Source organism: Thermoplasma volcanium GSS1 (assembly GCF_000011185.1).
Classification (GTDB): domain Archaea; phylum Thermoplasmatota; class Thermoplasmata; order Thermoplasmatales; family Thermoplasmataceae; genus Thermoplasma; species Thermoplasma volcanium.
Map to the genome: position 1 here is coordinate 1,361,378 of NC_002689.2, position 12,204 is coordinate 1,373,581.

Here is a 12,204-nt window from a genome sequence, read left to right on the forward strand (position 1 = left end):
GCCAGCGAAAGCCTATGAGCTAACTAACATTTTTATAATTGCAGGTAATCAAAAAATATGGATTTCAGTATAGAAGAATATGATTTGACCTTCGATTTTGACCTCAGTGAGTTCACCTATCGTGGGAAAGAAAAAATAAAACTTTCTGGTGAAGCAAACGAACTCGTACTTGACTCTGTCAGGTTATCCATAGATAGCGTCAAATTGAATGGGTCAGCCGTTGATTTTGATGTTAACGACAAGGCGCTCAGAATAGAAAGCAGAATTAAGAGTGGAGATGTAGTAGATATCGACTTTCATGCAAAGGTAAGCGACACACTAATGGGATTATACCTTTCGAAGACAAGAGAAGGTACCATGATAACTACACAGTTCGAATCAACAGGCGCTAGGATGGCTTTTCCCTGTATTGATCATCCTGCCTACAAGGCAGTCTTCTCAATAACTCTTGTAATAGACAAAGACTACGATGCAATATCGAACATGCCTGTAAAGAAGGTAGAGACATCTGACAGGAAGATAGTGGAGTTTGAGAAGACTCCAAGGATGTCAACCTATCTGCTGTACATAGGTGTTGGAAAGTTCAAGTATGCATCAGAACGTTACAAGGACAGGGAGATAATACTTGCATCCCTTAAGGACATTAAGTCGAAGTATCCAATCGATATAGCTAAAAGGTCAATAGAGTTCTACGAAGGTTACTTCGGAATACCCTATGCACTGCCAAAGATGCACCTGATATCAGTTCCGGAATTCGGAGCAGGTGCAATGGAGAACTGGGGTGCAATAACATTTAGAGAGATCGCACTTATGGCGACTGAAGATTCTGGATCCCTTATGAAGCAAAATGCAGCCATAACCATTGCCCACGAAATAGCCCACCAGTGGTTCGGAGATCTCGTCACAATGAAGTGGTGGAACGATCTGTGGCTGAATGAGAGTTTTGCAACATTCATGAGTTATAAGACGGTCGATTCGTTCAGCAAACAGTGGGACGTATTTTCCGATTTCATAAAGAGCGAGACTGGCGGCGCACTTCGCTCAGATTCTCTCAAGAATACGCACCCTATAGAGGTTGATGTAAAGGATCCTGATGAGATATCGCAGATATTTGATGAGATAAGCTATGGAAAGGGTGCGTCAATACTCAGGATGATAGAAGACTATGTTGGTGCTGAAGACTTCAGGAAGGGCATATCGAAATACCTAAAAGAACATGCATATGGAAACGCAGAAGGCTCTGATCTATGGAATGCAATAGAAACAGAATCAGGAAAACCAGTGAACAGGATAATGGAGGCATGGATAACAAAGGCAGGCTATCCAGTATTAAAGGTAAACAAAGACGGTAATAGGATAAGGCTAACGCAGGAACAGTTTTACCTGGACGGGACAAGTGGAAACACGGAGTGGCCAATACCGCTCACCATAATAACAAAAAAAGGCAAGGTATCTATGCTAATGGAGGATGAAGTGTACATAGACGAAATGCTCAAACTAAACGCAAACAACAGCGGCTTCTACAGGGTTATGTATGACAATGATACTTTCAACACGGTTATAAGTAGCTTAGACAAATTCTCAAATCTCGACAAATGGGGCCTCTTAAACGATATGTATGCTTTCTTAGTATCCGGCAGGCTCTCAGTCAACGAATATGTGGAAAGGATAAAGAACTTCCTAAATGATGAAGATCACCTGGTTGTTGAAGAAATAGCTTCTCAGCTTACCTCCCTATATCTGATAAAACCATCCTCTCAAGTGGTTTATCAGCTTGCCAAGGACTATCTTAGGAATCAAGTTCAGAGACTTGGAACGAAAAAGAAAGGTGAAGACGACAAGATCTCTAAGCTAAGGGGTATAGTTTACCAGGACCTCGTAACTGTGGATGAGGATTTTGCAAAGGAGCTTTCTCCGCAGTTCGCCAGCCTGAGTGAGGATCCCGATCTTGCCTTGGCAAAAGCAGTAGCTAAAGCGAGAACAGATGGCCTAAATGAACTCATTGACGCTGCAAACAAGTATACAGACGATGAAATAAGGGTAAGAGTGATAGCTGCCATGGGTTGGTGCAGCAAGGACCAGCTCTCCACAATATTCAGTCTTATCGACAACGGCACCATTAAAAAACAAGACATGCTATATGTATTTTCTTTCGTGGTTACAAATCCGTCAGGAAGAGATTTCTTCTTCCAAAATATTGACAAAATCGTCTCGCTGATGGAACATGCGTTCGAAGGAACAGGTTACACAAGTAGGATACTTGAGGGTTCCATTCCGTATATAGGTCTCGAAAAGTATGAAGAAATCAAAGCTAAAGCCAGCCAGATCAGAAGCCCAAGCTACAATGTTGGAATAGATAAAGGGCTCGAAACTCTTGAAATAATAAGAAAGTTATATAATAAATTATGAAAATATTAAAAAATTATGCTTTTTCTTTAGATATATTTGGCTGTTTATGCATCGCATAGACTATTGCGGTTCCAATCACTACAACTACAAGGTTTATAACTAGTGCAGTTAAACCGACAAATATTAAACCGAAAGCAGATGGCATGAGGGTCGTCTTAATAATTGAATAATGCAAGTATACAAAATTTGAGTATATTTCGAAGTAGACACCGGATGCTATTCCCGCTAGCCATCCAGCTGCAATAGCGTATTTTTCAAGGTGCTTTACATACATACCAAGGAATACTGCCGGGAGAGTCTGCAGTATTATTATGCCGCCTATAAGCTGCAAACTGATAGCGTATGTTTCAGGCACTATGAAGACGAAGCCAAGTGCGAGAAGCTGGAAAAATACCATGGACAGTTTGGCTATAAACGTCTCCCTTTTCTCCTCTAAGTTTCGATTTACATATCTTATAACATTCCTTGTTAGTAGTGTTGCCTGCGACATAGACATTATAGCGGCCGGAACAAGCCCGCCTATGAATATGCCAAGGAATGCAAAACCAGTAAACCACTGCGGTGTTACACTTGCTATTATTGTTGGCACAACCAAGGCACCCTGGATGGAAGACGGATATATTTTGAGAGCAGATTCAGCTGCAGGTATTCCGTATACGATGACACCAAACAACGCCAGGAATGCCAGTCCTATCCCGTATATTGGCAAAAGCGCGGTGCTTAGCCTGAGTTTTTTGGCTGACATTGAACTTAAGCTTCCATTTATTGCATGCGGGTAAAGGTAAAGGGCAGCTGCACTCATCAGAAACAGAGACCAGTAAGCGTTGTACAATTTAGGAGGCAGATCAGCGTATACCGGCTTTACAGTAAATGCAGTTGTAAAAGCACTGTGGTAGGCTACGAGAGCTACCACAATCACGACTATCACTGTGGTAAATATTATTATGTCTTTCATCACAGCTGTCAAAGACGCACCTCGAAGACCACTTGTATAGGTGAATGCTATAAGCGCAAGAAAAGCCAGCACCAGTGCTATGTTACTGATCAAAGTGACGTTGCCGCCGACAGGATGAAGTAGAGCAGTAAGTATGGCTCTCATACCGACTATTTGCAGGGCTATATAAGGTAGCTCAGCAACGATTCCTGTTAGTGCTATAACTATTGCCAGCGATTCGCTATTGAACCTGTCTTTTACGAAATCTCCTGCAGTCACATAGCCTTTTTCCTTCGCTATTGCCCACAGTTTCGGCATTGTGAGCATGGCTATCGCGAAAGCCAAAGACACATAAGGTACTGCGAAGAAATAGACACTTCCAACCGAGTACATTGAAGACGGCACAGCAATGAAAGTATAAGCTGTATACAGATCAGCTCCCACAAGGAACCACACCAGAAAAGTGCCAAGTCGCCTGCCGCCGAGTGCCCACTCAGGCAGCTGATTCAGATTTCCCTTCCTGAAATTCTTTGCGAGAAACCCAATCGCTATGAAGACAATAAAGAAAACCAGGAACACTGAAATTTCAACTGTATCGATCACTCCTTCACCCCTTTATCTATTATGTAAGCAGCTATGCCAAAGAGAAGTGCAGATATAGCAAGCCAAAGCGTCTGGTACCAATAGAAAAATGAGAGACCACCTATTGCTGGATTCACCCTATTGTATGTAGGTATCGCAAAATATGCGACAAACGGGATGATCAGCAATATCCCGACAATAATGTCTTTAGTGTTCATTGATAGCTAATGATCTGGGCAATATTTAAATTTTTTTAAATCAATTTAATACATTATTTATACTATAAAGGTTTTATTGAAAAATTAATTGCAACTCATTTACCCCTTCTTCTATTTCGAATAAGTTATCTTCTATGTACTTAGTATTTCCGTTTATAGTAATGCCCTTAACGTAAACTCCGTGGAATTTAATTGTAACCGCTTTGATGCTACTTCCACGATGTATATTTATTTTTCCGTCTTTTGATACAGAAATATCGAGTTCTGAGTCTTCTCCTCCAGCATCTATGTAAATTTTTGCAGATTCTCCCTCTTCGGAATGGAATACGTGCAGGATTAATTTCCCCTCATCCCTTGCTATTATTGATCCGGATCTAATGTATATAGGTATCATGTTAAGAGGCGCTTCTACCTTAATTTCACCAAATACCTTTTCATCACTGTATAGGTTATACCATAATCCGGGTGGAAGCTTAACTATCCTCGAAGTTGAATGCTCTGAAAAAATAGGTGCTACAAGTATGGAATCGCCAAAGAGATATTCATCATCGACAAGAAGCATATCCGGATTGCTACTATACCAGTATACTGGTCTGATCATAGGTATCCCAGTAATGGATGAAGATATAGCCTCACTGTATATCTGGGGGAGGAATGAGTGCCTAAGTTTAATTATGTCTCTGATTATTCCCAAGTACTTTTCTCCAAACTCCCACGGTTCTCTCCTCTTTGACTTTTTATTGGAATGAACGCGGAATAACGGGTAAAAAATCGCTGACTGCAGCCATCTAATAAATAGTTCAGCGTCAGGAGATCCAACAAAACCACCAATATCGCAGCCAGTTAGTGAAATTCCAGAAGCTGACATGTGAAGTATAGTAAGCAGGTTTTGCTTCATCTCTTTCCAGCTGGTTTCAGTATCACCGGTCCAAATCCATGCGTACCTGCTTATTCCAGCCCAACCGGATCGTGAAAGTATGAATGGTCTTTCCGTTTTGGATAAGTGGTCATACGCGGCCTTATCCATATAGTAACCGAAGAGATTATGGACTTCGCTGTGAGAGCCATTAGATTGCGCCGCTGATAGTGCCATACTGTTGTCACCCCAGGCCACGAATATGGCAGGCTCGTTCATGTCGTGCCAAAATCCGGATACACCGTTCTTTTTCATGAAGTCGTATTTTTTTCCCCACCACTCCCTTACATCATTGCGAGAAAAATCAGGAAAAGCTGCCATCAACGGCCAAACGGGTGCATAGAATATATTTCCGTCAGGGTATTTTATGAAATAACCATTTTTAACAGCTTCGTCATATATTGTGTATCCTGGTTCCATCTTGACGTTTGGTTCCATTATCGTTATCAGACGGACTCCCCTTTCTCCCAAGTATTTCGTTAGATCTTTCACGTCCCAGAATCTATCGGAATTAAAGGTGAAAACCTTGAATTCATCCATGTAATCTATGTCCAAATATATTGCAGACAGGGGTATACCAAGCTCATTAAACCTATCTACTATAGACCTTACCTCTGCAGAGCTCATATAGCTATACCTTGACTGCTGAAACCCGAAAGCCCAGTATGGCGGCCTGTACGGTTTTCCAGTGATTTCTGAGAACTTAGAATATATCGATTTTATATCCCCTGTTATAACATAATATACCATGGGCTTCGATTTGAAATAAAACGTCACTTTATCTTCTCTTGAGAACCCTATATCTACGGTTGCATCTCCTGCATTCTCGAAAAAGATTAGGTACGAAACATCATCATGCAAGTGGAGCAGAACGGGTATATTTAGGTATAATGGATCAGAATCTGGCCCGTATGATCCTTTTGCATCGTGGTTCCAGAGTCTATAAACGTGACCTCTTAGGTTTATTGGTCCAGCCTTCTCGCCTAGGCCAGAAAATAGATCGTCACCGAATATTCTCAGGCTCTGAGACAGGACTTCGTTGAAATCTGGAATATACCCCTGATAAATCAACTTTCCGTCTTGATCTTTCAGATACAATCCATTCTCATCAAGTGAGATGGAATAATTTCCTACAGACACCGTATTATCGTGCAGCTGCAGATCATCAAATTCTATGTTCTCCACGGGAAGTTTCGGGCCGTCTGTCCAGGAAAACTTAAAGACGCCGTCGCCCCTTGCCTCTACCTTAAGGTCATAATTTTCAAAGTGGAAGTATACATATTTATTCGATTTTTCTGCAGATAGAAATCGACCTATTTTTTTCATATTTAATTTTTTATAATAAATAGAGTCGTATCTATCTCTAGTAAGGGAATAGCTAATCCTATCCTTCAGCATTCCGTCTCCAAATGTTTTTAAGAACCCATCAATTTCTTCGAGAAGTTGCATATATATCTGTTGAGTAAACAATAGTAAAATATTAAATTTTTTACCAATCTTAACGGTATTTATTTTGATGTTAATCTTAGGCACCAGTAAATTCTCAATAAACTAATAAAATAATTATAAATAAATGTTAATAGAAATATTTAATATAGGGCCCATTGTTGATGCGGTTCACTAAAAATTTTTTCTAGTTGTTTCAAGATGTATTTCCTTCATTTTTACCCTAGCTTCATGTCTAATCATGTCTATACTGCCAATCTCCCTGTCTTCGACTATAGTAAACGCTCTACCTGCTGCACCCATTCTAGCAGTCCTGCCAACGCGATGTACGTAAACCCTAGGGTCGTCTGGGACATCATAATTTATAATATCTGAAATTCCACCAATATCTAAGCCTCTTGCGGCAACGTTAGTGGCAACGAGAAACCTGCCAAAGTTTTTGAACCTGTAAAGCGCTTTTTCTCTCTGGGCTTGAGTCAAGTCTCCGTGCATTATTACGGCATCTTGCCCGTGATTAATCAGCGCTTCATATATCATGTTGGCGCCTGCCTTAGTTCTAGAGAATATTATTGACTTTTCAGGCTTGTATTTATCGATGTAGGAGAATAGTGTACGGAGCTTTCTTTCCCTCCTGCTTACTGCGTAATTATGATCTATGCCATTTACCGTTACCTCATCCTTTGATAAAAATAATATTTCTTCATTATGCATAAAGCCCTTTGCCAGTTCGATTATTTCTGATGGTATCGTTGCAGAGAAAAGAAATGACTGCCTTTCAACTGGGAGTACATTTATTATCTTCTTAATATCCTCTATAAATCCCATGTCAAGCATTTCATCAGCTTCGTCAAGAACAAAATAGGAGACCTTATCAAAATTTAAGATCCCCCTATCTATAAGATCAAGAGTTCTACCAGGTGTACCGACTATTATATTAGCGCCGCGCAATATCAGTTCAATTTGTTTATTGATTGATACTCCACCGTATACAACAACAGTCCTTATTCCAGATCTTTTGCCTAAAGCCTCAGAAACCTTTGCAACTTGAACCGCCAGCTCCCTTGTTGGTAGAAGAATAAGAGCTCTTATTCCCTTTTCCTTTGCTGTGTTGTTTATTATAGGTATCAAATAAGCAGCCGTCTTTCCAGAGCCTGTCTTTGACCTAACAACTAAGTCAGAGCCTGCAAGAGCAATCGGTATTGCCATAGACTGAACCTCAGTCGGCTCACTATAACCCGTGCCCCTTATACTTTCAATCAATTCATTCCTTAAATTAAATTCTTCGAACCCTTTCATTTCCAACACTGTTTAGTAAAAAATAGATTGCAACATGCTTCTCTATTTTTATTCCATATCGTCATTCTGGTCTTATATAAAAAGATGCCTCGCTTGCTTAGAATTTTTCATTAATTATCTAGTGGCATCGCAATATACAGAGATATATAACATTATAAAACTATTTAATATTTAAAATCACTATATTATAATATCAGAATATAAATACATGATAATTTGAATATTGTCAGGTTAAGCTTATATTAGTTCTACCACTTATTCATTTCGATACTATGGAAAACGAAAATGTCTATTTGGTTGACTTTAAGCGCACAGCCTTTTCGCGCTCCAGGCCTAATGATCCGGAGAGGGATGTCTTTAATTCCTTAAGAATGGACGAAGCAATGGCAAAATTGATAAATATAGTGATCGATGAAACTGGTATAAGACCGGAAGAAATCAATGATGTAATCACAGGATGCGCCCTGCAACAGGATGAGAATTGGACTTATGGCGGAAGGCATCCAATTCTACTAGCCAACCTCCCTGACAATGTTCCTGGAATGGCACTTGACAGAGCATGCTCTTCATCATTGAACGCCATAACAATTGGTGCTATGGAGATAATGACCGGAAATGCAGATATCGTTATGGCTGGCGGATACGAACATATGACCCACGTACCGATGAGCAACAGTCCGTTTCTGAAGCCAAATGTTAAGCTACTTGTCAGGCCAGAATATATGCACTACGATATGAATACGGGTTATTCTATGGGGCTTACTGCTGAAAAACTCGCTTCGCTCCACCACATTGGAAGGGAAGAAATGGATCAGTATGCCCTTAGGAGCCATCAGCTGGCATCTAAGGCCTTGGACGATGGATACTTCAAAGGGGAGATCGTTCCAATGGAAGTCGAGATAGGAGGAGAGACAAAGATAATCGATTCGGATCAGAGTATAAGGAAGAACACGTCGCTAGAGGAGATGCAGAAACTTAGACCTGCATTCAAGGACGATGGTGTAATTACTGCCGGGAATTCTTCCCCGTTAAATGCAGGTGCATCCTTAACACTGCTCATGTCGGAGAAGAAGGTGAAAGAATATGGCCTTAAACCTCTCTCGCGTATAGTGTCATTCGGCTGGGCTGGAGTAGATCCCAGCATAATGGGTGAAGGCCCAGTCCCAGCTACTCAAAAGGCACTTGCCAAGGCAGGAATGAAAGTAGAGGACATAGATTACTGGGAGATCAATGAAGCCTTCGCAGTAGTCGTCCTAAATGCAATGAAGGAGCTCGGAATAGAAGAAAACAAGGTAAACATTCATGGTGGGGGTATATCGATAGGCCATCCGCTTGGTGCAACCGGAGCTAGGATAGCCGGAACGCTGTCTAGAATATTGAACGAAAAGCAAGCTGAGTATGGAGTTGCTACGCTCTGTGTTGGAGGGGGGCAAGGATACTCGGTGATTTTTGAGAGGTATTAATATGAATTTTGAACTTGATGAAAACCTATTAAACTTTAGGAAAAAGATAGAAGAGTTTGCGAAAAGAGAATTTACCGAAGATTTAGCTTCGAAATACGATGAGCAAGAACACTACCCAGAAGATGTCTTTACGAAGATGATGTCCGAAGGAATTTTTGATTACACGAATCCCTGGAACATACTTATGGCGACAGAAGCTTTATGCAAGTACGATGCTGGCATGGGAATATCTATGCTCGTACCATTCTTCGGAAATGAGGTAATTGCACTTTTTGGCAATGATGAACAGAAGAAAAAGTACTTGAGCAGAGTTTTTGCTGGGAAAGCAAAAATGGGCCTAGCTGTTACAGAGCCAGGTGGTGGCAGCGATGTAGCAAACATAAAAACTACCGCTGTAAAAGAGGGAGATCATTATGTACTAAATGGATCAAAGATGTTTATTACAAACGGAGACATAGCGGATTTCTTTGTTCTCCTTGCAAGGACGTCTCAGGAAAAAAAGAAACACCACGGTATGAGTGTATTTATAGTAGAGAGGGACTTTGAAGGCTTTAGATCTAACAAGATAAAGGGTAAACTCGGAGTTAGAGCAACTGATACCGCTGAGCTCACATTGGAAAATGTAAAGGTACCTGAGGAGAACCTGGTTGGTGAACCTGGCAGAGGCTTTTACTATATAATGACGTTCTTTGACATAAGCAGGGCCTATGTTGCTGCACAAGCTCTCGGCATCGCCGAGGGAATACTCGAAAGAACTTTATCCATACTACAGAAGGATGGCCCGCTGACATCTCAGCCTGAAAGAGTGCAGTTTACTATAGCAGATATGGCCACTAGGATTGAGGCAACAAAACTTTTAACTTATGAGGCTGCATCTTACATATTTAACTTCAACCCAAACCCTGCTGTGACGAGCATGGCGAAGGCATACGCCGCCGAAACAGCCGTTTACGTATCAAGAAAGGCTATGGAGGTAACGGGAATCGACGGCCTTACATCTAGCATTGAGAGATCGTTTAGGGATGCTAAAATAATGGAGATATGGGAAGGCACGAGCGAAATAGAAAAGCTTGTAATAGCCAGAATGCTTAAAACAGGTGATGTCCAGTGATGGAAGAGTACGAAATATTACGTAACACTGTTAGAGAGTTCGCCAATAAAGAGATAGAAAACATTTCGAAGGATATCGAGATAAAAGGCATACCTGATACACTTGTCCTCAAACTCGGCGCCCAGGGTTTCCTTGCTGCAACTGCTCCTCAGGAAAAAGGCGGTTCAGGCTTAGACGAATTAGGTTACATAATAGTGCTTGAGGAGCTCTCTAGAGTTTCGCCGTCAGTAGCTATGAAGGTTTTCCTGACCAACTTCTATCTACAGCTAAATCCGGATGACGATGTGAATTATATCGCTTCCGGAAAGAAGAGGGTATCAGTAGCATTCCCAGACTATTATGCCAGGGGAAAATCTGGCAAGGTTGAAGTCTCAGCAGGCAAGATAAATGCTACCAAGGAAAACGTAATAAATGCAAATGTCGAAGCAATAGCATTGACGGATGGTAAAGATGTTTACGCTGTAAGCAAGGAATAAGTACAAAGGAAAAGAGGCATATGGGCATACGTGGCCTTGATCTTTCGGACTTATTCGTGTCTGGTGCTTCATACAAAAGGCTTGGCTCAGAGGAAATGATGAGATCCACATTCCAGAAGCTCGATAGAGAGATAGCTGCAATTTTCCTTGGCTTGTCCGATGGTACCATATCTAAGGCTATAGAATATTCAAAGGTAAGGACTGCATTTGATCATCCCCTGAAAGATTATTCACCTATATTCGACGACCTAGTTTCCTTGAAGATGGAGATCGATGTGCTTAGGTTCTATCTTTATGGATCGGGTGACGAGTATTCAAGAGCACTCATAAAGATCAAGGCAAAAGATCTGTCTCTTAGAGCCACTAGGGTCTCCCTTCAGACTCATGGCGGCTATGGATACATACACGACTTCGGGATAGAAAAATACTATAGGGATGCTATGGCACTTTCAGTCTATTTCGGCCAGGACAAGTACGAAAATATGGTACTATCAGATCACATCTTCGGAGAGGCAGGGGGCATAATCTGAGGTTATGCGAATTACGAAAATGAGGTTAAGGAGGCAGAAAGTCTCGCCATTCACCACGGGCATGGGTAGCCTCCTTATAAAAAGTTTAAATATTTTTTTCGTAAAGAATATTCAATGGGAGTGGTTCGCTGAGCCACTCAACTGCTCCTCAAATGAGAGATATAAACACGAATCGATTGGAAAAACACCCTCCCTTTAGGGCGTGGAGGAAGTCGTATAAATTTATTTTATTATTTGTGCAGATCTTATTTTTCGATATTTTATACATATCAATTTGATATTGCCAATTTATATTTTTATTGGAGCAATTGGATTTCATCAAATTTTATCCTAATAATTTCGTTTTACCTTGAAATTCCGTAATCAATTGTTTTTGGCTCAAAAAATATATTTATTATTTTTCCTAAGACCTGTACAGGAAGTATACTCCTGTCGATTTTGAGGAGAGCAAGTTTTCCCCATCATAGACCAATACTTCCACGTATGCGATGCTTTTTCCAATCCTATCAACTCTTGAAATGAACCTTACGGGACCCTTTGCTATGGGTCTCATGAACTCTGTGTTGAAACTCACCGTTACCTGATTTACTATGCCTGGATAAGTCATGGCTGACAGCCCACCGATTGCATCGGAAATAGCCATAACTGCTCCACCATTCATTATTTCACCTATTCTGAGCAGGTTATTGCGTAGCGGGACGATTATGGAAATTTCCCCCTCTCTTATGTACTCCGGTTCAAATTGAATTGTTTTTAAGAAGCCGTCAAGACTGAAAAGATTTTTAAGGTCAGAGCCGTCAAACATCCCATGCTCATTTCTTAC

At 40.9% G+C, this 12,204-nt stretch carries 10 protein-coding genes; 5 read left to right on the forward strand and 5 right to left on the reverse strand.

The genetic code is table 11. The features are described from left to right. The first annotated feature begins 57 nt into the window (after positions 1-57). The gene (locus TVG_RS06945; protein ID WP_010917557.1) at positions 58-2,409 is read left to right on the forward strand and encodes a M1 family metallopeptidase; all 2,352 of its coding nucleotides are present in this window, start codon (positions 58-60) and stop codon (positions 2,407-2,409) included. A 13-nt stretch (positions 2,410-2,422) separates the two neighbouring features. Here TVG_RS06945 and TVG_RS06950 read toward each other — a convergent pair whose 3' ends face one another. From TVG_RS06950 to TVG_RS06965, 4 genes are all read right to left on the reverse strand, one after another. Continuing rightward, a complete protein-coding gene (locus tag TVG_RS06950) occupies positions 2,423-3,946 on the reverse strand; it encodes a sodium:solute symporter family protein (protein ID WP_010917558.1) in 1,524 nt (507 codons plus the stop codon). Then, a complete protein-coding gene (locus TVG_RS06955) occupies positions 3,943-4,143 on the reverse strand; it encodes a DUF3311 domain-containing protein (RefSeq protein ID WP_010917559.1) in 201 nt (66 codons plus the stop codon). Before TVG_RS06955 ends, TVG_RS06950 begins: the two co-directional genes overlap by 4 nt. A gap of 73 nt (positions 4,144-4,216) precedes the next feature. Then, on the reverse strand, positions 4,217-6,508 hold the full coding sequence (locus tag TVG_RS06960; protein ID WP_010917560.1) for a glycoside hydrolase family 31 protein: 2,292 nt from the start codon (positions 6,506-6,508) through the stop codon (positions 4,217-4,219). A 171-nt stretch (positions 6,509-6,679) separates the two neighbouring features. Beyond that, complete coding sequence (locus tag TVG_RS06965; protein ID WP_048054028.1) at positions 6,680-7,801, reverse strand: DEAD/DEAH box helicase; 1,122 nt, start codon at positions 7,799-7,801, stop codon at positions 6,680-6,682. Between the two features lie 272 nt (positions 7,802-8,073). Between TVG_RS06965 and TVG_RS06970 the strand changes: the two genes are divergently transcribed. From TVG_RS06970 to TVG_RS06985, 4 genes are read left to right on the forward strand one after another with little or no spacing between them, the layout of a single operon-like run. Next, positions 8,074-9,264 carry an acetyl-CoA C-acetyltransferase gene (locus TVG_RS06970; RefSeq protein WP_010917562.1) on the forward strand — a complete coding sequence of 397 codons (1,191 nt, stop codon included), beginning with the start codon at positions 8,074-8,076 and terminating at the stop codon, positions 9,262-9,264. A 1-nt stretch (position 9,265) separates the two neighbouring features. Continuing rightward, entirely contained in the window at positions 9,266-10,375 is a 1,110-nt protein-coding gene (locus TVG_RS06975) for an acyl-CoA dehydrogenase family protein (protein WP_010917563.1), read from the forward strand. Further along, positions 10,375-10,851, forward strand: coding sequence for an acyl-CoA dehydrogenase family protein (locus TVG_RS06980; RefSeq protein WP_010917564.1), 477 nt, complete (start codon positions 10,375-10,377; stop codon positions 10,849-10,851). Before TVG_RS06975 ends, TVG_RS06980 begins: the two co-directional genes overlap by 1 nt. 20 nt (positions 10,852-10,871) lie before the next feature. Continuing rightward, entirely contained in the window at positions 10,872-11,381 is a 510-nt protein-coding gene (locus tag TVG_RS06985) for an acyl-CoA dehydrogenase family protein (RefSeq protein ID WP_010917565.1), read from the forward strand. A 403-nt stretch (positions 11,382-11,784) separates the two neighbouring features. Here TVG_RS06985 and TVG_RS06990 read toward each other — a convergent pair whose 3' ends face one another. Continuing rightward, positions 11,785-12,186: a PaaI family thioesterase gene (locus TVG_RS06990; protein ID WP_010917566.1), complete on the reverse strand. Its 402-nt coding sequence runs from the start codon at positions 12,184-12,186 to the stop codon at positions 11,785-11,787. Positions 12,187-12,204 lie beyond the last annotated feature (18 nt).